29 protein-coding genes are annotated in these 24,620 nt (G+C 63.2%); 25 read left to right on the forward strand and 4 right to left on the reverse strand.

Annotated features, from left to right (window positions below; genetic code table 11):
* Position 1: 1 nt before the first annotated feature.
* Positions 2-1,468 carry a wax ester/triacylglycerol synthase domain-containing protein gene (locus tag G8767_RS18765; protein WP_124568181.1) on the reverse strand — a complete coding sequence of 489 codons (1,467 nt, stop codon included), beginning with the start codon at positions 1,466-1,468 and terminating at the stop codon, positions 2-4.
* A gap of 159 nt (positions 1,469-1,627) precedes the next feature.
* Positions 1,628-2,251 (reverse strand): TetR/AcrR family transcriptional regulator, encoded by a 624-nt coding sequence (locus G8767_RS18770; protein ID WP_166811142.1) that lies wholly within the window; start codon positions 2,249-2,251, stop codon positions 1,628-1,630.
* 155 nt (positions 2,252-2,406) lie between these two features.
* Here G8767_RS18770 and G8767_RS18775 point away from each other — a divergent pair, with 155 nt between their 5' ends.
* The 7 genes from G8767_RS18775 to G8767_RS18805 all read left to right on the forward strand — a co-directional run bounded on the left by G8767_RS18775 (position 2,407) and on the right by G8767_RS18805 (position 7,831).
* Complete coding sequence (locus G8767_RS18775; protein ID WP_095970483.1) at positions 2,407-3,042, forward strand: MerR family transcriptional regulator; 636 nt, start codon at positions 2,407-2,409, stop codon at positions 3,040-3,042.
* Positions 3,042-3,887 (forward strand): thioesterase family protein, encoded by an 846-nt coding sequence (locus tag G8767_RS18780; protein WP_124568184.1) that lies wholly within the window; start codon positions 3,042-3,044, stop codon positions 3,885-3,887. Before G8767_RS18775 ends, G8767_RS18780 begins: the two co-directional genes overlap by 1 nt.
* A 34-nt stretch (positions 3,888-3,921) precedes the next feature.
* The gene (gene proC, locus G8767_RS18785; RefSeq protein WP_166811144.1) at positions 3,922-4,737 is read left to right on the forward strand and encodes a pyrroline-5-carboxylate reductase; all 816 of its coding nucleotides are present in this window, start codon (positions 3,922-3,924) and stop codon (positions 4,735-4,737) included.
* Positions 4,738-4,887: 150 nt separating this feature from the next.
* Positions 4,888-5,100: a helix-turn-helix domain-containing protein gene (locus G8767_RS18790; RefSeq protein ID WP_263284141.1), complete on the forward strand. Its 213-nt coding sequence runs from the start codon at positions 4,888-4,890 to the stop codon at positions 5,098-5,100.
* A gap of 244 nt (positions 5,101-5,344) precedes the next feature.
* Positions 5,345-5,446 (forward strand): AURKAIP1/COX24 domain-containing protein, encoded by a 102-nt coding sequence (locus G8767_RS18795; RefSeq protein ID WP_003402602.1) that lies wholly within the window; start codon positions 5,345-5,347, stop codon positions 5,444-5,446.
* A 217-nt stretch (positions 5,447-5,663) separates the two neighbouring features.
* Positions 5,664-6,797, forward strand: a complete 1,134-nt coding sequence (locus G8767_RS18800) for an NAD-dependent epimerase/dehydratase family protein (protein ID WP_166811146.1) — start codon at positions 5,664-5,666, stop codon at positions 6,795-6,797.
* Entirely contained in the window at positions 6,794-7,831 is a 1,038-nt protein-coding gene (locus G8767_RS18805; RefSeq protein WP_095970378.1) for a lysophospholipid acyltransferase family protein, read from the forward strand. Before G8767_RS18800 ends, G8767_RS18805 begins: the two co-directional genes overlap by 4 nt.
* A 39-nt stretch (positions 7,832-7,870) precedes the next feature.
* On the opposite strand, the gene G8767_RS18810 is transcribed toward G8767_RS18805, so the two are convergent.
* Positions 7,871-8,866 carry an HAD-IB family hydrolase gene (locus tag G8767_RS18810; RefSeq protein ID WP_124568188.1) on the reverse strand — a complete coding sequence of 332 codons (996 nt, stop codon included), beginning with the start codon at positions 8,864-8,866 and terminating at the stop codon, positions 7,871-7,873.
* A 200-nt stretch (positions 8,867-9,066) separates the two neighbouring features.
* Here G8767_RS18810 and G8767_RS18815 point away from each other — a divergent pair, with 200 nt between their 5' ends.
* The 12 genes from G8767_RS18815 (at position 9,067) to G8767_RS18870 (ending at position 17,845) form a co-directional block, all read left to right on the forward strand.
* A complete protein-coding gene (locus G8767_RS18815; RefSeq protein ID WP_095970481.1) occupies positions 9,067-9,327 on the forward strand; it encodes a glutaredoxin family protein in 261 nt (86 codons plus the stop codon).
* Positions 9,328-9,467: 140 nt separating this feature from the next.
* The gene (locus G8767_RS18820) at positions 9,468-10,355 is read left to right on the forward strand and encodes a redox-sensing transcriptional repressor Rex (RefSeq protein ID WP_095970377.1); all 888 of its coding nucleotides are present in this window, start codon (positions 9,468-9,470) and stop codon (positions 10,353-10,355) included.
* Positions 10,352-11,713, forward strand: a complete 1,362-nt coding sequence (locus G8767_RS18825) for a glutamyl-tRNA reductase (protein ID WP_166811148.1) — start codon at positions 10,352-10,354, stop codon at positions 11,711-11,713. Before G8767_RS18820 ends, G8767_RS18825 begins: the two co-directional genes overlap by 4 nt.
* On the forward strand, positions 11,710-12,684 hold the full coding sequence (gene hemC / locus G8767_RS18830) for a hydroxymethylbilane synthase (protein ID WP_050656226.1): 975 nt from the start codon (positions 11,710-11,712) through the stop codon (positions 12,682-12,684). The genes G8767_RS18825 and hemC overlap by 4 nt, the downstream gene beginning before the upstream one ends.
* A gap of 60 nt (positions 12,685-12,744) precedes the next feature.
* Complete coding sequence (locus tag G8767_RS18835) at positions 12,745-14,307, forward strand: bifunctional uroporphyrinogen-III C-methyltransferase/uroporphyrinogen-III synthase (RefSeq protein WP_003941969.1); 1,563 nt, start codon at positions 12,745-12,747, stop codon at positions 14,305-14,307.
* A 75-nt stretch (positions 14,308-14,382) separates the two neighbouring features.
* A complete protein-coding gene (gene hemB, locus G8767_RS18840; RefSeq protein WP_021333925.1) occupies positions 14,383-15,357 on the forward strand; it encodes a porphobilinogen synthase in 975 nt (324 codons plus the stop codon).
* Positions 15,358-15,430: 73 nt separating this feature from the next.
* Positions 15,431-16,093 carry a hypothetical protein gene (locus G8767_RS18845; protein WP_095970375.1) on the forward strand — a complete coding sequence of 221 codons (663 nt, stop codon included), beginning with the start codon at positions 15,431-15,433 and terminating at the stop codon, positions 16,091-16,093.
* 57 nt (positions 16,094-16,150) lie between these two features.
* Entirely contained in the window at positions 16,151-16,306 is a 156-nt protein-coding gene (locus tag G8767_RS18850) for a hypothetical protein (RefSeq protein WP_003941930.1), read from the forward strand.
* A 15-nt stretch (positions 16,307-16,321) separates the two neighbouring features.
* Positions 16,322-16,759, forward strand: coding sequence for a hypothetical protein (locus tag G8767_RS18855; RefSeq protein ID WP_019744370.1), 438 nt, complete (start codon positions 16,322-16,324; stop codon positions 16,757-16,759).
* Positions 16,752-17,267: a hypothetical protein gene (locus G8767_RS18860; protein WP_124568190.1), complete on the forward strand. Its 516-nt coding sequence runs from the start codon at positions 16,752-16,754 to the stop codon at positions 17,265-17,267. Before G8767_RS18855 ends, G8767_RS18860 begins: the two co-directional genes overlap by 8 nt.
* Entirely contained in the window at positions 17,260-17,547 is a 288-nt protein-coding gene (locus G8767_RS18865) for a hypothetical protein (RefSeq protein WP_166811150.1), read from the forward strand. The genes G8767_RS18860 and G8767_RS18865 overlap by 8 nt, the downstream gene beginning before the upstream one ends.
* A 16-nt stretch (positions 17,548-17,563) precedes the next feature.
* Positions 17,564-17,845 (forward strand): metal-sensitive transcriptional regulator, encoded by a 282-nt coding sequence (locus G8767_RS18870; RefSeq protein ID WP_003942012.1) that lies wholly within the window; start codon positions 17,564-17,566, stop codon positions 17,843-17,845.
* Between the two features lie 12 nt (positions 17,846-17,857).
* Here the strand turns inward: G8767_RS18870 and G8767_RS18875 are convergent, their stop codons facing one another.
* The gene (locus G8767_RS18875) at positions 17,858-18,469 is read right to left on the reverse strand and encodes a TetR/AcrR family transcriptional regulator (protein ID WP_166811151.1); all 612 of its coding nucleotides are present in this window, start codon (positions 18,467-18,469) and stop codon (positions 17,858-17,860) included.
* 254 nt (positions 18,470-18,723) lie between these two features.
* On the opposite strand from G8767_RS18875, the gene G8767_RS18880 reads away from it, so the two are divergent.
* From G8767_RS18880 to G8767_RS18905, 6 genes are read left to right on the forward strand one after another with little or no spacing between them, the layout of a single operon-like run.
* Positions 18,724-19,470 carry a 3'(2'),5'-bisphosphate nucleotidase CysQ gene (locus G8767_RS18880; RefSeq protein ID WP_166811153.1) on the forward strand — a complete coding sequence of 249 codons (747 nt, stop codon included), beginning with the start codon at positions 18,724-18,726 and terminating at the stop codon, positions 19,468-19,470.
* Complete coding sequence (cysD, locus tag G8767_RS18885; protein ID WP_124568194.1) at positions 19,467-20,372, forward strand: sulfate adenylyltransferase subunit CysD; 906 nt, start codon at positions 19,467-19,469, stop codon at positions 20,370-20,372. The genes G8767_RS18880 and cysD overlap by 4 nt, the downstream gene beginning before the upstream one ends.
* Positions 20,372-22,282: a sulfate adenylyltransferase subunit CysN gene (cysN, locus tag G8767_RS18890; protein ID WP_166811155.1), complete on the forward strand. Its 1,911-nt coding sequence runs from the start codon at positions 20,372-20,374 to the stop codon at positions 22,280-22,282. Before cysD ends, cysN begins: the two co-directional genes overlap by 1 nt.
* Before the next feature lie 15 nt (positions 22,283-22,297).
* Positions 22,298-22,657 carry a nuclear transport factor 2 family protein gene (locus G8767_RS18895; RefSeq protein ID WP_166811157.1) on the forward strand — a complete coding sequence of 120 codons (360 nt, stop codon included), beginning with the start codon at positions 22,298-22,300 and terminating at the stop codon, positions 22,655-22,657.
* Positions 22,651-23,442 carry an SDR family oxidoreductase gene (locus G8767_RS18900; protein WP_166811159.1) on the forward strand — a complete coding sequence of 264 codons (792 nt, stop codon included), beginning with the start codon at positions 22,651-22,653 and terminating at the stop codon, positions 23,440-23,442. The genes G8767_RS18895 and G8767_RS18900 overlap by 7 nt, the downstream gene beginning before the upstream one ends.
* Positions 23,443-23,465: 23 nt before the next feature.
* The gene (locus G8767_RS18905) at positions 23,466-24,611 is read left to right on the forward strand and encodes a sulfotransferase (protein WP_166811161.1); all 1,146 of its coding nucleotides are present in this window, start codon (positions 23,466-23,468) and stop codon (positions 24,609-24,611) included.
* The last annotated feature ends 9 nt before the right edge of the window (positions 24,612-24,620 follow it).

The following is a 24,620-nucleotide window of genomic DNA, read 5'->3' on the forward strand; positions in this document are numbered from 1 at the left end:
CTCACGCACCTTCCGTTGTGACTCCGAGAGCCACGATCTCGTCGAGGCTCTCCTGCAAGCACTGCATGAGCAGTGCGGGCTTCGTGACCGCGGCGGTGTCGAGATTGATTCCGATGCAGCACACTCCGACGTGGGAGACCAGCGTTGCCATTGCTGCGCAACCGGGGGCCGGGCCGAACGGGAACATCCGTTCGATCTTCGCTCCGGCGAGATACACCGGTACCGGTACGCCGGCGACATTGCTTGCCTGCAGGTCCAGTCCTGTCGACTGGGACAGATACCAGTTCGCGAGTAGATAATTCGGCAGGCGGGCGAGGATCGGGGCGGCGACGTCGAGAGCGTCCAACGCCGGTTCCTCACGCAGACCCAGAACGATTTCCCGCACCTGCCTGATGCGTTTGGCGGGATCCGTCTCGGCGACCGGACCGTTGAAGCGAACGGCTGCAAACCGGTTGCCGCCGTTGGCGTCCGCGCCGGTGCGCATGCTGATGGGCATACCCATCGGGATGCTCTCGACGGATTGTCCGAACGACTCGTGGTAGCGACGGAAACCGCCGAGCAGGGCGGCGACGTAGGCGTCGTTGAGTGAACCACCGGCAGCCTTCGCTCCGGCCTTGAGTTCGGGAACACCCACTTCGAGAGTTCCGAACCACCGTCCGAGACCACGATCGTGAAGAAGAGGGGAACCGGAACGAGCTGGGGGAGTGACGATCTTGCGGAGTGAATTGGCGTAGCCGAGGACCTCGGAAGCGGTGCTGAACGGACTCGAGATCGCCGTGGTCGCAACATTGGTGGCGCCGCGGACCAGCTTGGCGATACGGGAGGGCGCACGCCGGATCTCGCTGACGACCTCCTCGCCGAAGGCGCCTACCGACGACAGGTGCTCAGGAGCAGGCGGCGTGCGGTCGGGCTTGTTCGGGGTGGGGTCCGGGCGACGGCTGTGCAGGAGCGTCATCATCTGGATGCCGCCCATGCCGTCGGTGATGGAGTGGTGAGTCTTGACCACGAACACGGCACGACCGTCGTCGAGACCTTCGATGAGCAGCGCGCTCCACGGCGGTCGAGCCTTGTCGAAAGGTTCGGTCGCAAGGTGACGACACATGCGCAGCGCGTGATCGAAGTCCGCCGGTGCGGGCAAGCGGACGCGTCGTAGGTGGTAGCCGATGTCGAACTCGGGATCAACCGACCACACCGGATTGCCCAGTTGCATCGCCGGTTCCACCGCGCGCATACGAATACGCGGAACCACGTGCGATGCCCACTCGACTGCGTCGAGCAGCCGGTCCCAATCCGGGGCACGATCGAGAACCTCGACCGCAACGATCGGTGAGCGCAGTTGCGGCTGCGCCTCTTCCATCCGCCACATTCCCGTCTCGAAGTCGGACATCGTGCGGTTCGCCCCCCAGGCAACCGCGGAAAGGTCGACGTCGACCGCGCTCGGAGGAACAAATGGATTGCTGTTGGCCATACGTCAAGAACTCCCTCGGTCTGCGGATCCACCCCGCGCATCTCTGCTTCTCAGTGTGGACCCGTGACCGTGGGCGCGTCCCGGTTTCGGTGTCAGCCGACAGGTGTGACGTTCGTCAGTTAAGGGCTAATCGGACATGACTGGAAATTCGACCAGCGCTCACGCAGTGACACCGACGGCTTTCAGAGCTATCTCGCGATAGAGAACACTGACTTCGCGCGGAGTCTGCGGTCCGTCGAGTCGATACCAGAGGACGACGGACTGACACATGCCCAGCAGTGCGCGGCCCGTTCCGGTGATGTCGGGGACCGTGAACTCACCGCTCTGGACGCCTGCCGTCAGCACGTCGACGAGTAGGTTCTCGAGCTTCTTTCGTTTGGCGGCGTAGCTCTTTCGTTCCGCTTCCTCGAGGTACCGCAGTTCGGAATCGAGGAAGGCTATGTCGGAGCGACTGGTCATGTGCAGAACACACGCCTCGATGAGATTGCCGAACTGTGCCGTCGGCGACGGTCCGGCAGCGTCGACCGCAGCGCTCGCGCGTGCGGTGACGTTCTCGATGCCCGGTTCCATCAGCGCGACGAGGATGCCCTGTTTGTTGCCGTGGTGGTAATACAGCGTCGGCACGGTGACGCCGGCGCGTTTTGCGATGTCACGAACCGACGCTCCGTGGTAACCGAGTTCGTGGAAGACCTCGAGTGCGGCGGTCAGCAGGGGAGTCAGCGTCAGTGGTTCGACGATGCGCCACTGTTCGTCGGGCTGAGCCTCCGACTGCAAATCCGTCATTCCGCCTGTTCGCTCCGTTCGGAAATTTCTGGTGGTGTGCGCGAAGAAGGTTCAACCCTAGCGCAAGGCGTGTCCTCCTCATCGGTGCTCGGCCGTCATTGGATAGCATCACTATCCAGTAGTGGGCCGAAGCGAGTTGGATGGACGGAGGAGCGGTGAAGGTTTCCGAACTGGCCGCGCAGTCCGGTGTCGCGCTGGCCACGATCAAGTACTACCTCCGTGAAGGTCTGCTGATGCCTGGTGAGCCGACCAGCGCAACGGGAGCGAGGTACGGCGAACAGCACGTGCGGCGACTCGCGTTGATCAGAGCCCTGGCCGGGGCGGGACTCGCGATTCCGAGGATTCGCGCGGTGCTCGAACTGGTGGACAGTGACGAGCGATCCGAATTCGAGACGTTCGGCCGCGCAATCGCGCAACTACCGCCGTACGTCGAACCTGAACCGGATCCAGAGTTCCCCAGGGCTCGCAAGGTTCTGGAGTTTCTCGGTCAAGTCTTCGAGCCGAGGTACGTGGCGGTCGCTCACCTCGAGCGGGCACTGATCGGCCTCGAGGACGCAGGACTGAGTCTCTCGGACGAGCGTCTGCGCGCCTACGGTGACCACATCCGAGGGATTGCCGAGGTGGAAATCGAACTGATGCCCACCAGCACGACGGAGGACGGCATCCGATATGCCGTCCTCGGAACCGCCATGTACGAACCCGTTCTGACAGCTTTACGACGCTTGGCGCACCAAGACTTGGCCGCACGACATTTCTCGCAACACCGAGACAGCACCGAACAGGAAAATTGATGAGCACCAGCCCCTTTCAAGATCTCAATCGCCTCACCTCGCTCGGAGACGGGCGATACACCGCAACGATCGATCCGATCTGGACCATCGGGCCGAAAGTGCACGGCGGCTCCATGATGGCTGTGTGCGCCGCTGCCGCGCGTCAATGTCTGCGAGACGGCGCGGGTGAGAACGACTCGCTGGTGAAGATGCAGCCACTCGCGGTGAGCGCCAACTATCTGTCAGCGCCCGATCCGGGTGAAGTCGAACTGGAGGTGATCGTCCGAAAGCAGGGACGCCAGGTCGCGTTGTTCGACGTCGAGTTGAGCCAGGCGGGACGCAGCGCTGTTCGCGCGGCGGTCACGCTCGGATTCCCCGATGACGGCGATCCCACCTTCGTCACGGCCTCGTCGATCGACGACATGTCACCGGAACCGCCGGAGAGTGCGGTGGCAGTGATCGGCGATCACCCGATGGCGCAGGTCGTGCACGTCGGGCAGGGCTGCGACATGAGGATCGACACCACCTCGGCGCACTTCCTCACCGGGAGCCAAGGCGAGGCCGAGGTCAGGATGTGGGTTCGTCCTCGACCCGAGGACGAAAACGACCTCGACACCGCCGTGCTGTTCGCGATCATGGCCGGTGACATCAGCGCGCCGGTGACGATGAACCGCGGCCTGTTCGGGTGGGCGCCGACGGTGCAGTTGACGACGTACCTGCGCCGACTACCGACGCCGGGATGGCTTCGCGTGCGGGCAAGCTCGGATGTTCTGGGCAGCACGTGGTTCGAAGAGGATCATGCTGTTCTCGATTCGGCGGGCGCAGTCGTCGTACAGAGTCGTCAATTGGCGATGATGCCCCGCTAGGGTCGATCGCTGCGGTCGTGGCAGGCTGTTCGCCATGACAAGAATTGCGATTATCGGTGGCGGCAAGATCGGCGAGGCGCTGATTTCCGGGCTGTTGCAGGCCGGCCACGCCATCAAGGATCTGGTTGTCGCCGAGCCGTATCAGCCTCGCGCAGACGAATTGATTGCCGAATACTCCATCCGCGTCAGCACGATCGCCGACGCCGCCGAGGGTGCAGACGTCATCGTCATCGCGGTCAAGCCCAACGACGTCGAATCAGCGCTCACAGCGTTGACCAAGGTCGATCTGGACGGTGACCTCGAGCAGCTGATCGTTTCTCTCGCGGCGGGAATCCCCACCGGATTCTTCGAAACGCGACTGCCCGCAGGCTTTCCGGTCGTCCGGGTCATGCCGAACACCCCCATGTTGGTGGGAGAGGGCGTGAGCGTCCTGTCACCCGGACGCCACGTCAAGGCCGAGCATCTCGAGCTCGTACGCGGCATCCTCGGCAGCGTCGGCAAGGTGGTGACGGTTCCCGAATCGCAGATCGACGCGGTCACTGCTGTCTCCGGTTCCGGCCCGGCCTACTTCTTCCTCGTCGCCGAAGCGATGATCGACGCGGGAGTCGGTCTCGGCCTGACACGCCCGGTCGCCACCGAATTGGTGGTGCAGACGATGGTCGGTTCCGCAGCGATGCTCGATCGCACCGGCGACAGTGCGACGGATCTTCGCGCCGCAGTGACGTCACCGGGCGGAACGACGGCTGCAGCACTGCGTCAGCTCGAAGCGGGCGGCCTGCGGACGGCGTTCTTCGATGCCTTGGATGCCGCGAAGTCGCGTTCGGCCGCGATGGGTGCAGCTGCGGAATAGTCGTCCGTTTAGCCACACCCGTCGCTTTAACCCCACCAGTACAGCTAAGCTCGACTTAGTACGTACGTGTCTGTTCCGCCGGAGGGGAAGCCGGCGGCGCGAGTCGTGCTGGAGGTATGTGGATTAATGGTGTCTGCAAACAAGCCGTCCATGGGTTCGTCCCACGACGGAAAGCCGGCAGTGGCCGGCACGCAATTCCTCACTGTTGCTGAGGTAGCAACTTTGATGAGGGTGTCGAAAATGACTGTGTACCGTTTGGTACACAGTGGCGAATTGCCCGCTGTACGAGTGGGTCGTTCGTTCCGTGTACATGCGAAGGCAGTGCACGATTACCTCGAAACCTCGTACTTCGATGCCGGCTGACCAGCCGGTTCGAGGAGGATGAGCTCGGCGTGAGCCGAGTCGCGGGCACAGCGGTTGCTGTGCCGGAGGCTCGGTTTATGCCGAGTGACTCCACACCGGTACGATGAGTCACTGTCGTACCAGCAAGCTGGTGTCGTAAGGCGCTGAGCTAGTTAAAACGAGGGCCAGGCGCCAATTGCTTGGCGCAGGCGTACGTGACCGGCGTGCGCAGGAACGCTAGAGAAGAACGTGAGGGACACCCGCTATGGGTTCAGTGATCAAGAAGCGTCGCAAGCGCATGTCGAAGAAGAAGCACCGCAAGCTGCTTCGTCGTACCCGAGTACAGCGCAGGAAACTCGGTAAATAAGCAGTACCTGTTGATGCCCGCCGCCCCTTCCGGGGTGGCGGGCATCAGCATATTCGGGGGGAAGCGATGTGTGCCGCGTCTCATCGGCTGGGCGGTTTGTCTTGAATGGCCGAATTTTGGGTAGTCAGCGCGGGACCCCCTCTGCCCGTAAAGTGGGGGAAAATCGCGGGAGGGACGCTTCGGCAGAGCGCGTTTCTACTGGATATGGGGGTACTTGGTGGTTGAAGGTGACAACACTTCAGGGGGCACGACGCCTCGCGTCGTACTGGTGACCGGGGCGAGCAGATTCCTCGGCGGGTACCTGGTGACCAGGCTTGCGCAGAATCCGTCGATCGAGCGTGTCATCGCCGTCGACGCCGTCAGTCCGAGCAAGGACATGATGCGCAGGATGGGCCGCGCGGAATTCGTGCGAGCAGACATCCGCAATCCGCTGATCGGCAAAGTGATCCGAAACGCCGAGGTCGACACCGTCGTGCACGCGTCGACGCTTCAGAAAGCCCCCAAAGCCGGCAGCCGCGCCGCGATGAAGGACATGAACGTCATCGGCGCCATGCAACTGTTCGCGGTCTGCCAGAAAGCTCCGACGGTTCGCAAGGTGGTCCTGCGCTCGGCTTCGGTCGTCTACGGGTGCAGTGCGAAGGATCCCGCTCAGTTCACCGAAGAAATGAGTGCGCGCCGCCGGCCGCCGGGCGGATATGCCCGCGACAGTCTCGAGATCGAGGGATACCTTCGCGGAATGGGGCGTCGGCGCCCGGACATCTCGGTCGGGATTTTGCGGTTGGCGCCGTTGATCGGACCTCAGCTGACTGCGACCGTCGGCCACTACGTCACCGCCCCGCTCGTGCCGACCATCGTCGGCCGCAACGCGCGCCTGCAATTGCTCCACGTCGAGGATGCGCTCGCAGCGTTGGAGAAGGCGACCATCGGCCACGCCTCGGGTACGTACAACATCGCCGGCGACGGAGTGGTGATGATGTCGCAGGCGATCCGCCGGGCAGGACGCGTGGAAGTTCCCATGCCGCTCGCTCTGTTCCGCAGCGTCGGGAGCGCATTGGTGGGATCGTCCATGAGGCTCTACACCGACGAGCAACTCGAGTACTTCCGATTCGGCTGCGGACTCGACACCACTCGCATGCGCAGCGAACTGGGGTTCGAGCCGCGATGGACCACCATGCAAGCACTCGACGATTTCATGCGCGCGATGCAGACCCGCCGGATCATCAAGTCCGAGTGGATCGATCGGGCGGAGAATGCGTTGACCACCATCCTCGGCGGTGACTCCGCGGCGGCGACAGCAAGTGCAGACGTGATGCACATGCCGTTGGCGGGACGAAGTGCGGTGAAGGGGTGACTGACGTGGCGAAAGTAATTCCCCTGCGGCCCAGCGCAACTCACGCCGGAAAGTCGGCAACTTCTCGTTCGCGTGAGTCCGTCACCGGCGCGGAGCGTGACATCCGTGAACAAAGTGAGCGTCGGCATCCGTCCGGAGCGTCGTCGGCAGCCGACCACGGCGGCGAGAACACGTTCGTCGATGCGGCCCGGTCTGCGCTCGTCGACCAGATCGCCTCGGCAGCAGAATTCTTCCGACGTCGGGTCTCCGGCGACTACGAGGTCGACGAGTTCGGATTCGACCCGCATTTCGCGGACAACGTCGTCATGCCGATGTTGCGGCCGTTGTTCGAGAAATGGTTTCGCGTCGAGGTCAGTGGGATCGAGAACATTCCCCTCACCGGGGGAGCGCTGGTGGTCGCCAATCACGCCGGTGTGATCCCGATCGACGGACTGATGACGTCGGTTGCCGTGCACGATCATCATCCGGCGCATCGTCCACTGCGAATGCTGGCTGCGGACATGGCATTCGAGATGCCGGTGGTGGGCGGACTGGCGCGCAAGGCCGGTCACACGCTCGCGTGCAACCCCGACGCCGAGCGTCTGCTCAACGACGGTGAAGTCGCAGCCGTGTTCCCGGAAGGATTCAAGGGCATCGGGAAACCGTTCAGTGAGCGGTACAAGTTGCAGCGGTTCGGGCGCGGTGGTTTCGTGTCGGCCGCGATGCGTACCGGCGTCCCGATCATTCCGTGCTCGATCGTGGGTTCGGAGGAGATCTATCCCAAGATCGGTGATCTGACCACTCTCGCACGAGTTCTCGGTCTTCCGTACTTCCCGGTGACACCACTGTTTCCGCACTTCGGGCCGCTCGGCTTGGTGCCGTTGCCGTCGAAGTGGTACATCGAATTCGGAAAGCCCATCGTCACCGACACGTTCGAGAGCGGTGCTGCCGACGATCCGATGGTCCTGTTCGAGGTCACGGACCACGTTCGGGAAACGATTCAGCAGACGCTGTATCGGTTGTTGGCCAAGCGGCGCAACGTCTTTCTCGGCTGAGTTCGGTCCGGAGCGAGAATCGATCCGGACCGAACCCGCTCAGGCGTTCTGTTCTTTGCGCCGGGCGAGAATCGCCGCCAGCGCACCGCCGACCGCCCCGAGCACCAGTGCCGTCGGCACGCCGATCTTGGCGGCCTTTCGTCCGGTGCGAAAATCGCGAACTTCCCAGCCGCGGTTCTTGGCGAGTTCACGAAGATCCGCGTCGGGATTGATCGCCACCGGCGTTCCCACCAGTGAGAGCATCGGTACGTCGTTGTGGCTGTCCGAGTAGGCGGAACAGCGCTTGAGATTGAGTCCTTCACGCACCGCCAACGTCCGCACGGCGTGCGCCTTGCCCATGCCGTGCAGGATGTCGCCGACGAGTCGACCGGTGAAGACGCCGTCCTCACTCTCGGCGACGGTGCCCAACGCACCGGTCAGTCCGAGTTTCTCGGCGATCACCTGAGCCAGTTCGACCGGAGTGGCCGTCACCAACCACACCTGTTGCCCGGCATCGAGGTGCATCTGGGCCAACGCCCTCGTGCCTGGCCAGATCTTGTCGGCGATGACCTCGTCGTAGATCTCCTCGCCGAGGCGGGCGAGTTCGGCGGTGGATCGACCGGCCACGAAGGACAGTGCTTTCTCGCGGCCTTCCGCGACGTCGTCACTGCTTTCTCGGCCGGTGACTCGGAACTTGATCTGCTTCCACGCGAAATCCACCAGATCCGAGGTCTTGAGATACTTGCGTGCGGCGAGACCACGGGCGAAGTGGATGATCGAGGCACCCTGCACCATGGTGTTGTCGACGTCGAAGAATGCGGCGGCCGTGAGGTCGCGCGGAACGGCCGGGGGCTCTTCGCCGGTTTCCGGTTCGGAGGGGTTGGCAGCTTCGTGCAATGCCAGAGCTGCGTCAGCGCTCGCCTCGCCGGCGAGATTGGCTCGAACTTCCGACTCACTCGGGCCCAGCGGATTCTTCACATGTCGACGTCCGGGGAGAATGACCCCGGCCAGCCCTGATCCGAATCCGGAGCCGTTCGGTAGTGATCGCGCAGGCACCCGCACCTCCCGTGTTGCACTCTCGAGCAGAGAACTCTTCGAGTCAGCCTATCCTCCGCGATGAGGCCCGATGGGTTGGATGGCGACCTTCCCTGTGGTGTGTGACGTTCCTCTCCGCTGATTTGGTACCGAGTGGGGCTCTGGAGGCACACTCGACCGATCAAGTAGATGGCGTCCCAGTAGAAGAAAGGTATGCGTCGATGACTACAGCTACGCATGAAGTAACCCTGTTGACACGCGCAGGATGCGCGTCCTGTGTCGGCGCGGCGGAGGTACTACGACGGGTCTGTTCCGAGTTCCAGCTCGAATTGACGTGCATCGACGTGGACGAAGCTGCTGCGACGGATCCGGAGCTGAGAGCGGAATACGGAGACCGGTTGCCGGTGATTCTTCTCGACGGACGCGAGCACGGTTATTGGGAAGTTGACGAAGAGCGCCTTCGTGACGATTTACGCAAGTAAGGCAACCCTCAAAGTTGTCCGCGGAGCCGCTTTGCAGGTGAACGGCACATCGAACCCGTCTCGAGCAACTTTGTGCATGGGTTCACAAGCGGTTACCGTGGTGTGAACATTCCCCCGGAGCATCGTGGAGGTCGACAGTCGTGTCGACCGGACGAGGAGCCAGCGACGTGACCGAACCGCACCAGACGCATGAGCCTGTGGCTCAGCGCGTCACCGGCGCTGCGGGCTCTTCCGTCACCGACGCTGCCAGCGCCTCGGTTACCGACTCGATCACTCAGGATCGCGTCATCCCCCAGGCTACGGTGACGCGCTTGGCCGCATACCTGCGGGTCCTCGGAGTGATGTCCGATCGCGGTACCTCCATCGTCTCGAGCGAGGAGCTCGCCCAGGCGTCGGGCGTCGGATCAGCGAAATTGCGCAAGGATCTCTCGTTCCTCGGACCCAACGGCGTCCGCGGTGTCGGGTACGACGTCAACAGGCTCCGCATTCGCATCGAGCGTGCACTCGGACTCGATCGTGGGCACAAGGTCGTTCTCGTCGGAGTCGGAAATCTCGGCAAGGCGCTTGTCGGGTACGGCGGATTCAGTCGCCGAGGTTTCGAGATGGTCGGACTCTTCGACAGTGACGCAGATCGAATCGGAAGCCGAGTCGGCGACCTGGTCGTGCGTAGCACCGAGGAACTGACCGTCGCCTGCCGCGAACTGAACGCCACCATCGGCGTCATCTCCACTCCGGACGAGGCAGCGCAGGGCGTGTGCGACCAGTTCGTCAGCGCCGGGTTGCGTTGCATCATGAGTTTCTCGCCGATCGCCCTCGACGTTCCCGATCACGTGGAGCTGCGACGCGTAGATCTTGCCGTCGAGATGCAGGTTCTTTCCTTCAACAGCGCACGCAATGCCGATCAGGCATCCAGTGCGCCGCGAGTACGCGTGGCTCACGCCGCATCCGCTTCGTCAGTCCCATCCACCAGTTCACCCGCTCCGGTCGGAGCAGGTTCGACAAGAAACGGATCAGTGATCGCGCCGTGAGTGTTCTGCTTGTCGGGGTCTCGCATCGAACCGCGCCCGTCCCGGTGCTCGAGCGAGTGGCTGTTACCGACACCGATCGTCCGAAGCTGATCGACAAGCTTCTGGCGTCTTCGCACATCTCCGAAGCGATGATCGTCTCCACCTGCAACCGGGTGGAGGTCTACGCGGTGGTGGACGCGTTCCACGGTGCACTCACCGAGGTCGGTGAAATCCTGGCCGACCATTCGGGTCTCGATCTGACGGCGCTGCACACTCATGCGTACGTCCGATACAGCGAAGCAGCGGTCGAACATCTTTTCGCCGTGGCCAGTGGCCTCGACTCGATGGTGATCGGCGAACAGCAGATTCTCGGCCAGATCCGTTCGGCCTACGCATCTTCGGACGCGCAACACGCCGCCGGACGCGTCGTCCACGAACTGGCTCAGCAGGCATTGCGCGTCGGTAAGCGGGTGCATTCCGAAACCGGAATCGACTCCGCCGGAGCATCTGTCGTGTCCGTGGCTCTCGATCGTGCAGCCGGCATCATCGGCGAGGGAGGCCTGGTCGGCCGCACCGCCGTGGTCGTCGGGGCAGGTTCGATGGGCGGTCTGTCGGTTGCGCATCTCACCCGCGCCGGAATCGCACGCATCGTCGTCGTCAACCGGACCCAGGAACGCGCCGAGCACCTCGCCGAGACGGCACGATCCAACGGCGTCGACGCCGACGGTGTTGCCTTCGACCAGCTTTCGGCCGCGATGGCGCAGGCAGATGTCATGGTCACCTGTACCGGCGCGGTCGGGGCAGTGGTCACCCTGGCGGATGTGCACCGCGCACTCGCCGAGCCCGATCGCGACAACACCAAGCACCTGGTCATCTGCGACCTCGGGTTGCCGCGCGACATCGATCCCGCCGTCGCCGGCCTGCCGGGTGTCACCGTTCTCGACATGGAGACGCTGCAGCGTGATCCGGCGGCAGGCGCAGCCGCGTCCGACGCAGATGCCGCACGCACCATCGTCGCCGGCGAACTTGCGACCTACCTCGCCGGACAACGCCTCGCCGAGGTCACTCCGACCGTGACGGCTTTGCGTCAGCGCGCCGCCGACGTCGTCGAAGCCGAACTGATGCGTCTCGATTCGCGTCTGCCCGGCCTGGACGATCCGCAGCGCGACGAGGTTGCACGCACCGTGCGACGCGTCGTGGACAAGCTTCTCCACGCCCCGACCGTGCGCGTCAAGCAACTGGCGTCGGCCCCCGGCGGCGACTCCTACGCAGCAGCGCTGCGCGAACTCTTCGAACTCAGCCCCGGATCTCCCGCGGCCGTGGCCACACCCACCGATCTGGTGGACGGCGACCGCACTGGAAGGGACCTGCAGGCATGAGCGTCACCACCCCTCGATCGGGGAGCCCGCTGCGGATCGGCACTCGCGGAAGTCTTCTCGCGACCACGCAGGCCGGTACCGTGCGCGATGCCCTCATTGCAGCGGGACATCCCGCCGAGTTGGTCATCATCAAGACCAAGGGCGACCAGTCCACCGATCCCGTCCAGAAGATCGGCGTCGGAGTGTTCACCGCAGAGCTTCGGGAAGCCTTGCTGGACAACCGCGTCGACGTTGCTGTGCATTCCTACAAGGACTTGCCGACCGCTCAGGATCCGCGCTTCGTCATTGCTGCGATTCCGCCTCGTGAGGATCCGCGTGACGCGCTCGTCGCCCGCGACGGTCTGGTCCTCGGGGAGCTTCCGGCCGGTTCCAAGGTGGGAACCTCGGCGCCCCGCCGTGTGTCGCAGCTCAAGGCACTCGGGCTCGGCCTCGACATCGTGCCGTTGCGGGGCAACCTGCAACGCCGTCTCGGCAAGGTCGAATCCGGTGAACTCGACGCCGTGATCCTCGCTCGGGCAGGCTTGTCCCGGATCGGTCTGCTCGACCTCATCACCGAGAACATCGAGCCCGTACAGATGCTCCCCGCTCCGGCCCAGGGTGCTCTGGCCGTCGAATGCCTCTCTGCCAATACGGAATTGGCGGCGATCTTGGCCGAGCATGACGACGCCGGTACCCGCGCGGCGGTCACTGCCGAGCGTGCCCTGCTAGCCGAGTTGGAAGCCGGCTGCACCGCGCCGGTCGGTGCGATCGCGGAGATCGTCGAATCTCTCGACGACGACGGCAGAATCTTCGACGAACTGTCGGTACGCGGCTGCGCAGCCGCCATCGACGGTTCGGACGTCATCCGTACCGGCGCAGTGGGTGCGCCGGACAAGGCCGAGGAACTCGGCCGAGCGGTAGCGCGCGAGTTACTCGAACTCGGCGCCCGTGAGTTGATGAACGTGACTACAGGCGAGGCAGCCGATGTTTGACGCCCCACTTCGCACTTGCACCAAGTTCCCATTTCGATACAGCGCACTGGAGAATCACCGATGACCCGAGTCCGAAAGAACACTCCCGGACGGATCCTGTTCGTGGGATCGGGACCGGGCGACCCCGCCCTGCTCACCGTTCGCGCACGTGACGTCCTCACCGGCGCCGCAATGGCATTCACCGATCCGGACGTCGACAAGGGCGTCGTCGCGCTCGTCGGCATCGACATGGGCCGCGACGAGGAGACCGGCGAGCTGATCGCGGACGTGCGTCCGGCACTCGGTGAACCTGCCGAGGTTGCAAAGACATTGGTTCACGAGGCCAAGAACGGCCACGACGTCGTGCGTCTGGTCTCCGGCGACCCGCTGACCACGGATTCCGTGATCGCGGAGGTCACCGCAGTCGCCCGCACGCAGGTTCAGTTCGAGGTTCTCCCGGGTCTGCCTTCCGGTTCGGCTGTGCCGAGTTACGCAGGCATGGCGCTCGGCTCGGGTCACACCGAGGCCGACGTTCGCGGTGAAGTCGACTGGGCTGCTCTGGCCGCTGCACCGGGACCGCTTGTCCTGCATGCAACGTCAGGACATCTCGCCGAGACCGCCAGCGCGCTGGTCGAGAACGGCTTGGCTCCGCAGACGCCCGCTGCCATCACCGTCCGCGGCACCACTCGTCAGCAGCGAACCGTCGAGGCAACTCTCGCCACTCTCAACGAAGCCGGATCCGAACTGGTGGGCTCGCTCATCGTCACGGTCGGCAAGGTTGTCGCGCAGCGCAACAAGATGTCGTGGTGGGAATCGCGCGCACTGTACGGCTGGACCGTCCTCGTGCCGCGCACCAAGGATCAGGCCGGCGAGATGAGCGACCGTCTGGTCACTCACGGAGCCATCCCGATCGAGGTTCCGACCATCGCCGTCGAGCCGCCCCGCAGCCCGGCTCAGATGGAGCGTTCGGTCAAGGGTCTCGTCGACGGTCGCTACCAGTGGGTCGTCTTCACTTCCACCAATGCCGTTCGCGCAGTATGGGAGAAGTTCGAGGAGTTCGGTCTCGACGCTCGCGCCTTCTCCGGTGTGAAGATCGCCTGCATCGGCGAAGCAACCGCTGCCAAGGTTCGCTCGTTCGGTATCAACCCCGAGCTGATCCCGACCGGTGAGCAGTCCAGCGAAGGCCTGTTGGCCGAATTCGCTCCGTACGACGACGTTTTCGATCCGGTCAACCGGGTTCTGTTGCCGCGCGCGGACATTGCAACCGAAACCCTCGCCGAGGGCCTACGTGAACGTGGTTGGGAGATCGACGACGTCACCGCCTACCGCACCGTCCGGGCAGCGCCGCCGCCGGCCGAGACCCGCGAGATGATCAAGACCGGTGGATTCGACGCCGTCTGCTTCACCTCGTCCTCGACCGTGCGCAACCTCGTCGGCATCGCCGGCAAGCCGCACGCCCGCACGTTGGTCGCGTGCATCGGCCCGAAGACGGCTGAAACCGCTATCGAGTTCGGTCTGCGCGTCGACGTGCAGCCCGAGACCTCGCAGGTGGGACCGCTGGTGGAGGCTCTCGCCGAGCACGCAGCTCGCTTGCGTGCCGAAGGCGCTTTGCCGCCCCCGCGCAAGAAGTCTCGAAGGCGCTAGCGCACCCGTGAGTGGTTGAGGAGTCTGTGGACTCCTCAACCACTCACAGGTCCCGACGAAGGAGGGCTACTTCTCGTGTTTCCCACTCATCGCCCTCGCCGGCTCCGGCGCACCCCTGCGCTCCGGCGACTCGTGGCTGAGACCTCGCTCGAACCCCGGCACCTCGTTTTGCCGATGTTCGTTGCAGACGGCATCGACGCCCCGCGTGAGATCAGTTCCATGCCAGGCGTTTTCCAGCACACCCTCGATTCGCTGCGGTCCGCCGCGGTGGAAGCGGTGGAAGCCGGAGTCGGTGGCCTGATGCTCTTCGGTGTACCGAAGGCGGAGGACAAGGACCCGCAGGGGTCCGGCGCCTCCGATCCCGACGGCATCCTCAACGTCGGATTGCGCGCTCTGGCAGAAGAACTCGGCGATTCAACGGTCATCATGGCCGATACCTGCCTCGACGAGTTCACCGATCACGGCCACTGCGGCGTGCTTACCGCCGCCGGCGCCGTCGACAACGACGCAACTTTGATCCGGTACGTCGAAATGGCTCTCGCGCAAGCTGAATCGGGTGCGCACCTGCTCGGCCCCAGCGGCATGATGGACGGTCAGGTGGCCGCGATCCGCGGTGCGCTCGATGCATCCGGGTATGTCGAGGTCGGTCAGCTCGCCTATGCCGCGAAATATGCGTCAGCGTTCTACGGGCCGTTCCGTGAAGCCGTCGGATCCTCACTGCAAGGTGACCGTCGTACTTATCAGCAGGACGGCGCCAACCGCCGCGAGTCGATGCGCGAGGTAGACCTCGACATCGCCGAGGGCGCCGACATGGTGATGGTCAAGCCGGCAATGTCCTACCTCGACATTCTGCGTGAGACCGCCGACCGGTCTCCGGTTCCGGTCGCTGCGTACCAGATCTCGGGGGAGTACTCGATGATCACCGCCGCCGCGCAGAACGGGTGGATCGATCGGGATGCGGCGATTCTCGAATCGCTCACCAGCATTCGCCGCGCCGGTGCCGACGTGGTCCTCACGTACTGGGCGTCGGAAGTTGCCGGATGGCTGTGACGGAGTCACACATGGTGGCTGTGACGGAGTCACGCATGGTGGCTGCGCCGGCGTCGACCGATACGCTGGTGTCATGACCGAGCAGTGGCCGCCGTCGCGCCAGGAACCGCCCCGCCGGGAACCTCCCTACGACAACCAGCCGTTCGAGAATCAGCCGTACCGCGAACTCGGACCGATGCCGACGGGTCAGATCCCGGGATACGGCCCCGGTTACAACGGATACCCGGGGCCCCAGCCGAAGCTCGAGCCGCCGACGGACGTCGTGACTGCGATTCAGCTGTGGTGGGCCGTGACGGCTCTGGGGTTGGTCCAGGGCGGCGCGATGATCTGGATGCTGCTCGGGCAGAAGTCGATGTTCGTCGACGAGATGCTCAGAAACCAAGCAGCTGTCGACGCCGGCCTGACGCGTTCCGACGTGGAGGGCATGTTCCCACTGGTCATCGTGTTCTCTGCGGTTCTGGTCGTGATCGTCACCGCGGTGTTCCTCCTGTTCGTGCGCGCGATGAGTCGCGGCAAGAACTGGGCTCGAATGTTGCTGACGTTCTGTGGCGTCTTCATGCTGGTCTCCGCGATCCCGGTGATCTTCGGGCTCGGCGGCGACGGCGGTGCGGCCACTCTGCTGTTCGGCGGAGCGGAAATCCTGCAGGCAGTTGCGGCTGTCGGGGCGATCGTGATGATGCACCGAAAAGAGTCCAATCCGTACTTTCTTCGTTTCCCCCCGGCGGGGAACCGGTAGGTAGCTCGGGGTACTGTGAAACGGGTCACTGAAGTAGTAGGGGAGAGGTCGGACGCGATGAGTTCTCAGGAAGCCCTGCGTACGGAAAGCACCCACGACGCGCCACTGCGCCAACGTGGTTCACGCACCGAAGTGATCTTGTTCGCGATCCTCGGAGCCTCTGTTCTGGTGACACTCCTGATGCTCATGATTCCGGGCATCGTCAGCGGATAGCGCACACTTGAACCCGTGAGTATCTCTACGAAGGTCAGGCGCCCGACGGCCGTCGAGGCAGCATTCTGGCTGTGGATCGCCAGCGCGTTCCTGCTCATACTCTTCGGCCTGATCAATGTCACCAGCGCGTCGTATTCGCTGCGTGAGCAGTTCACCGATCAAGGCGTTTCGGCCGGAAACATCGACATCTACGTCACCTTCGTGAGGGTGTCCGGACTGGTTCTGCTGTTGACCGGCCTCGCGATCGGCGGCCTCGCCGGTCCCACCCGCGCCGGCAAACCTCTGTGCCGACGGATCCTGGTGATCGTGTCCGGGGTGTTCGCGGTGCTGCAGATCGCGCTGGTCGTCGCGGGGATCAGTACCGTGCTCGCGCTTGTCGTTCCCGTCATGCTGATCTGTGCCTGCGTCGCGATCTATCGCGACACCACCCGAAGTTGGTTCGCCCGTGGTTGACCGTGCTCCCGAAAGCGGCCCGGACGTTCTGTACTACGAACCGGGTTCTCGGTGGTGGGCCATCGCGTTCGGTCCGATCTTCTGCCTGATCGCCCTGGTCATCGAACTGTTCACCGGCCCGGTGGTGCACTGGTTCGGTCTGGCGATGTTCGCCGTGATCCTCACCGGATTGGTGTACGTGCAGGTGATTGCCGCGCGCCGGCATGCGAGCGTGCTTCTGACCGCGACCACGTTGCGTCAGGGAACCGAAGAGGTACCGATCACCGAGATCGCCGAGGTGTTCCCGGAGTCCGACGACGCAGCCTACGAGGACGAAATGGAGCCGTGGGAAACGGCTCGTGCGCTCGGTGAGTTGTCCGGAGTGCCCCGGCGACGGCACGGGATCGGCTTGCGTCTGACCACCGGGGGATTGGTGCGAGCGTGGGCGAAGGACGATCGGGCACTTCGCGAGGCGTTGAGCCAGGTTGTCACGGTTGGTGTAGAACCGGACGGGTCTGCCGATGAGTGAGCCGCAGCCGTCTCCATTCGTCGACGTGAAGACGTGGATCGGTGTCCTCGGGATCGTCGCCGCCACGATTCTGGCGGTCGTGTGCTGGCGAGCGGGTACCACGACGTCCGACTTCGGGCCGATACTCGAGGGCGCTCCGCCGTTCGAGAGCACACACTACGACGGGCTCTGGATCTCGGGTGCCGGGCTGTCGATTCTGGTGGCGGGGCTGATGGCCATCGATGTCGTGCGCCGCGTCCGGGTGGGCTTCGTCGCATCCCGGAAGCCCTCATACGGGTAGGGGGTATAGTTGCGGTATGAGTAGTTACAGCCCCGAGCAGGACGATCTGCTCAAGCGCCTTCGTCGTATCGAAGGTCAGGTAGCCGGAATCTCGCGCATGGTCGCAGACGACCGTTACTGCATCGACGTGCTCACCCAGGTGTCCGCCGCGACGAGCGCGTTGCAGTCCGTATCCCTGAAGCTTCTCGACGCCCACCTTGCTGGTTGCGTCGTCGAAGCTGCCAAGCAGGGTGGTCCGGAAGCGGACGTCAAGATCAAGGAAGCTCAGGCGGCCATCGCTCGTCTCGTTCGTTCGTAAGGTGCCGGTCCGTCACTGCGTGATGGACCGCGCGAGCGCCCGGGCGGAGAAGTTCACGAAATGCTCGGGTGTGATCTCTTTGGCGACGTTGATGACGATGGTGTCCGACAGGCCTTTGAGCCCGGAGAGCACCACATGGACAAGCGCGGGGTCGTCGATCAACCGGTTTCCTTCGGCTGCAGCAGATTCCGTGAGCGCTTGAACCAACGCCGAGTTGAAGACCGCTACGGATGCGTGAAGTTCCCGCATGCTCTCTCGGTCGGAGCCGGCCATGCCTTCGATGTCGCGCCAGGTGGTGGTGAGTCGGCCCACCCGTGCCCAGTGCCGAGCAAACTCGGAGATCACGGACTCGAGTAATGCGCTCAGCCCCTGCTCGCGGGGGAGCGAGTTCACGAAATCGGCCATTTCCAGCTGACTCTCGCTGAGGAGGGCGGCGAAGATGTCCTGCTTGTCGACGAAGTACTGGTAGATCAGTCCGGTGCTGGTGCCGGCTCGTTTGGCGACCGCGCGGATGGTGAGCGCGGAGTAGCCGCCCTCGTCCAGAAGCGAAATCGCCGCGTCGAGCGTTCGGCGTCGACGCACTTCGGCGTCGCCGTAGATCGACTTGCTGCTGGTACTGCTCATTTGATCACCGTAGTCGCGGTGGTCGGCATCCTCAATTCACATCGAACACCGTTCGTTGTTGAACGCCACCCAGAATGAAATGTGATACAGATCATAGAATGAACATTGTTCGAAATAGAATGAACATCGTTCATTCTGGTGTTACGGTATGGCGCAGACCACATCGAGACCAGTGCATCGCGCTGGACACTCTGCGGTCGGCCTGACCTTTCTTCCCGTATCGATCGGGAGGTCTACACAGTTGTGGAGTACCTATGACACGCACTAACGATGAACGCGCGGCGATCGACATCGCCACCGCGGCTGGAGAACTTCTGCTCGAACACCGCAAATCCCTCGGCGAAAACGACGGTGATGTCGCGACTTTCAAGAACGCGGCCGATCGACTCAGTCATGAATTCATCGTCGCCGAACTTGCCCGACGCTTCCCTGCGGATGCAATGCTGTCGGAGGAAGGTGTTGACGACCTCGCGAGGCTGGCTGCGGATCGGGTGTGGATCGTCGACCCTCTCGACGGCACCCGTGAGTACGGCGAGGCCGGCCGATCGGACTGGGCCGTGCATGTTGCACTGGCCGAAAACGGCGTCCTCACAACAGGTGCGGTCGCAATGCCTGCCCTCGGCGTCACCTATTGCAGCGGTGATGATCGAACCGGGCGGGATTCCGCGACGCCGGTTCGTGTCGTCGTATCGCGGACGCGGCGTCCGGAACCGGTCATGCGCATGGCCGACTCCATGGGCGCGGAGTTGATCGAAATGGGATCCGCCGGAGCCAAAGCAATGGCGGTCGTCTCGGGTGACGCAGACATCTATGCGCATGCGGGCGGACAGTACGAGTGGGATTCGGCGGCGCCCGTTGCCGTCGCACGTGCTGCAGGACTGCATGTTTCACGTATCGACGGCAGTGAGCTTTGCTACAACCAGGAAAAACCGTGGTTGCCGGATCTCCTCATCTGCTTGCCCGAACTCGCCCCGAAAGCACTGGAGGAACTGGGCCGATGACCGCGACACTGACGCACCTCGAACGACTCGAAGCCGAGAGTATTCACATCATGCGTGAAGCTGCCTCGCAGAGTGAGAACCCGGTGATGCTGTACTCGGTGGGCAAAGATTCCGCGGTGATGCTGCATCTGGCGCGCAAGGCCTTCTATCCGTCGAAGCTGCCGTTTCCGCTGTTGCATGTCGACACCACGTGGAAGTTTCGCGAGATGTACAAACTTCGTGACAGTACCGCTGCTGCAGGCGATCTCGATCTCATCGTCCACACCAATCCGGACTGCGTGAAGCAGGGGATCAACCCGTTCACTCACGGCAGCGCTGTCCATACCGACATGTGGAAAACAGAAGGTCTCAAACAAGCCCTCGATCACTACAAATTCGACGCGGCGTTCGGTGGTGCCCGGCGCGACGAAGAAAAATCCCGTGCCAAGGAACGGATCTTCTCGATCCGATCAGCTGCGCACCGCTGGGATCCCAAGCAGCAGCGACCAGAGTTGTGGCGGATGTACAACGTCCGCAAAGCGCCGGGCGAAAGCCTGCGCGTCTTCCCGCTCTCGAACTGGACCGAGCTGGATGTGTGGGAATACATACGCCAGGAAGAGATTCCGATCGTTCCGCTGTATTTTGCCGACAAGCGGCCCGTCGTCGAGCGGGACGGTGCGCTGATCATGGTCGACGACGACCGGATGCCGTTGCTGCCGGGCGAGACTCCGGAACTCAAGAGCGTTCGTTTCCGCACCCTCGGCTGTTACCCGCTGACCGGTGCCGTCGAATCGGCCGCAACGAGTCTGACCGAGATCATCTCGGAAATGTTGCTCACCACCACTTCCGAACGCCAGGGACGGGTCATCGACCACGACTCGAGTGCGTCGATGGAAAAGAAGAAGCAAGAGGGGTACTTCTGATGACTGTTTCCTCTGAATTGATCGCTGACGACATCGAGGCGTACCTCGAACGTCATGCGAACAAGAGCATGCTGCGATTCATCACCTGCGGCAGCGTCGACGACGGCAAGAGCACCTTGATCGGCCGTCTGCTCTACGAATCGAAACTCGTCTTCGACGACCAGCTCACGGCGCTCGAAGCCGATTCGCGCAAGAGCGGAACGCAGGGGGAGGGGCTCGATTTCGCTCTCCTGGTCGACGGTCTCGCCGCCGAACGTGAGCAGGGCATCACGATCGACGTCGCCTACCGCTACTTCACGACCGAGCGACGCAAGTTCGTCGTCGCTGATACTCCGGGGCATGAGCAGTACACCCGGAACATGGTGACGGGCGCATCGACGGCCGATCTTGCTGTGATCCTTGTCGATTCCCGCAAGGGCATACTGACTCAGACCCGTCGGCACTCGTATCTCGTGTCCTTGCTCGGGATCAAGCACGTGGTGCTGGCCGTGAACAAGCTAGACCTCGTCGACTACTCGCAAGAGGTCTTCGATGCCATCACCGCGGATTACGCAGAGTTCGCTCACGAGATCGGTCTCGACGGGTTCGTCGCCATTCCGATGTCGGCATACATGGGTGACAATCTCACCGAGCGCAGCGCGAATACCCCGTGGTACTCCGGACCCAGCCTGATCGAACATCTCGAAAGCGTGGACATCGACGATGCTGCCGCTGCGGCTCCGTTCCGGATGCCGGTGCAGTGGGTCAACCGACCGGACCTCGACTTCCGGGGATTCTCCGGCCAGATCGTCTCCGGCACCGTATCTCCCGGAGATCCCATCCGCGTACTCCCCAGTGGAAAGACGTCCACGGTCGAGCGCATCGTGACCATGGGTGGCGACCTCGACGTTGCCGGCGCGGGCCGCTCGGTCACCATCACGCTCGCCGACGAGATCGACATCAGCCGCGGTGATGTGCTGTCCATCGGCGACAACCCGCCGGCCGTCGCCGATCAGTTCGAGGCCTGCATCGTCTGGATGGGTGAGGCTCCCATGCTGCCTGAGCGACCGTTCCTGTGCCAGATCGGTACCGTCACCGTCACTGCGCGCATCACGAAACCCAAACACAAGATCAACGTCAACACTCTCGAGAAGACTGCAACGACTACTCTCGCGCTCAACGAAATCGGAGTGTGCAACCTCAGTTTCGATCGGCCCGTCCCGTTCGACCCGTACGTCGGCAACCGTGACACCGGTAGCTTCATCCTCATCGACCGCCTGACCAACAGCACTGTCGGTGCGGGCATGATCACGCACTCGCTGCGTCGATCGGACAACATTCACTGGCAATCCGTCGACGTCGACGAGGCCGCGCACACCAGGCTCAAGGGTCACCAACCCGCAGTTCTGTGGTTCACGGGCCTCTCCGGTTCGGGAAAGTCGACCATCGCCAACGATGTCGAGCGTCAACTGCACGCACTCGGCGCGCACACCTACCTCCTCGACGGAGACAACGTCCGTCACGGGCTGAATCGAGACCTCGGATTCACCGAAGCCGACCGCGTCGAGAACATCCGCCGCGTCACGGAAGTCACCCGCCTGATGGCGGATGCCGGCCTGATCGTGCTCGCGTCCTTCATTTCACCGTTCGAGGCCGAGCGTCATGCCGCCCGTGAATTGATCGGCGACCAACAGTTCGTCGAAATCTTCGTCGACACCGCTCTTGCCGTCGCAGAGGAGCGAGATCCCAAGGGGCTGTACAAGAAAGCTCGACGTGGGGAATTGGTGAACTTCACCGGCATCGATTCGCCGTACGAACCACCTCAGCACCCCGATATCCACATCGACACCAGTGTCACGACGACCGAGGACGCTGCGATCGCGATCATCGACTATCTCCGCGCCCGCGGAACCATTTCTCGATCCGTCTGAACTCGAGGAGCATCCATGCCTGACAGGGCTGAAATAGTTTCTGCTGTAGAAGATTACGTCAATTGTCTCGCAAGTCACGACGTCGACGGCCTGGTTGCGCTGTTTGCGCCCGACGCAGTTCAACATGAGCCGCTGGGTGTCACGACTTACCGCGGGATCGACGAGATTCGCGCATTCGACACGGCGTGCGCCCAGGTCGACTTCACCGTCAGCCTGCTCGGGCCGATTTCGGTGACGGGAAAGTACGCAGCCATGCAGCTTCGGGTTCAGCGGGTCGGGATGCCCGACTTCGCCGCCACCGACCTGTTCGAGTTCGACGATGACTGCAAGATCGTTTCTCTCAGTGTTGTTCTCGATCCGCAGGCACAGTGCTGACCCATCCGGGCCTGTTGGCAGGCAAGGTTGTCGTCGTCTCGGGAGTGGGCCCGGCGCTGGGTCGTTCGATTGCGCTGCAGAGTGCGGCGTCCGGAGCGAAAGTTGTTCTGGCTGCCCGCACACCCGAGCGCTTGGAATCAGTGGCAAGGGAGATCCGAGACCGCGGCGGAATTGCGTTGGCCGTACCGACGAACCTCACCGACGTCGATTCGATCGCTTCGTTGGCGGAGACAACTGTCGCTGAGTTCGGTGCGGTGCATTGCCTGGTGAACAATGCGTTTGTTCAACCCGCGCAGGTGCCAATCCTGGACGCCGACGTGGCGTCCATCCAGTCGGGCATCGACATCAACTTGCTCGCGGCGTTGAACGTGACCAGGGAATTTGCTCCGGCATTGATCGAGTCGCACGGGTCTGTCGTGATGGTCACGTCCATGGTGCTGCGCAACCAACTTCCCGGTTTCGGGGCCTACCGCATCATGAAATCCGGGCTCCTGGCAATGGCACGCAGTTTGTCGATCGATCTCGGCCCCAAAGGCGTTCGAGTCAATTCGGTTGCTCCCGGCTATATCTGGGCGGACTCGGTGAAGAACATGTTCGAGAAGAAGGCAGCGGCAGCAGGAGTCGACCCCAAGGCCATTTACGACGAAATCGCGGCGGGCACCGATCTACGCCGGCTACCGGAGCCGGACGACATTGCCAATGCTGTGGTCTTCCTCCTGTCCGATTCGGCCAGGGCCATCGCGGGGCAATGTCTCGACGTCAACTGCGGTCACACCCACCACTGAACCCACCCCACAAGGAATTACAGATGACACAGGATTGCGACGGCATCGGTTCCGTCGACGACTTGCACCAGGTCGCGCGTGAGGAGACCGGGTACGAAAACTTCGGCAGCGACAGCTATCTCGAAGGGCTTCGAGTTCTCCTCGAGTCGTTCCAGAACGAGGCCGACCTCACTCCGCACGGCAAGGTGATCGCTCGCAAGATGATCATCGGCGCGCTCGCGGGTCGCCTGACCAGTGAGGCCGGATTTGCGAAATATCCAGAGCACATGGACGTTCCGATCGAGCGCCCGATCTTCGTGGTTGGGTTGACCCGCACCGGCAGCACCGCGCTGCACCGCTTGCTCGGTGCCGACCCAGCGCATCAGGGCGCCGAGATGTGGCTCGCCGAGACGCCGCAGCCGCGCCCCGAGCGCGACAAGTGGTCGGAGAACGCAGACTACGTTCGCTCCGACACTTTCTATCGTGCGCGCCAGCGCAACGAGGCGGACCTGATGAAGGTGCATTTCATGGGGGCGGAGGAAGTCGAGGAATGTTGGCGTCTGCTGCAGCAGACGATGCTCTCGACCGCGTTCGAGACCGTGGCGTACGTACCGAGCTACACCCGGTGGCTGGCGAAGCAGGACTGGACCGAAACATATGCGCGGCACAAGAAGAACCTGCAGTTGATCGGGCTGCACGACCAGGACCGACGGTGGGTGCTCAAAAGCCCGAGTCATGTCTTCGCGATCGACGAGATCATGTCGGTTTATCCGGATGCGCTGTTCGTCCGGACCTTCCGGGACCCGTTGACGTCGATGGCGTCCACCTTCAGCCTTGCCGAGCAGGGCGGACACGACATGTCGAGAGCCTTCGACCGTCCGGCCATCGGGCGCACGCAACTGGACCTGTGGGCAAGAGGGAATGCGAACTTCAACAGTGCCCGTAGCCGCTACAACCCGGATCAGTTCATCGACGTCGACTACAAGGACTTCATCTCCGACGCGGTCGGCACAGTCGAGAAGATCTACGCACAATTCGATCTGCCCTTCACAGACGACGCCCGCGCCGCGGTGGAGGCGTCGCATCAGGCGAGCCTGGCCGAGCACCGTCGTCCGTCGCACCGCTATTCGCTCGAGGAGTTCGGCGTGAGCGCTGCCGACGTCGAAGCGAAGTTCGCCACCACACCCTGATCGACCCAG

This window comes from Rhodococcus sp. IC4_135 (assembly GCF_011602025.1).
Classification (GTDB): Bacteria; Actinomycetota; Actinomycetes; order Mycobacteriales; family Mycobacteriaceae; genus Rhodococcus_F; species Rhodococcus_F baikonurensis.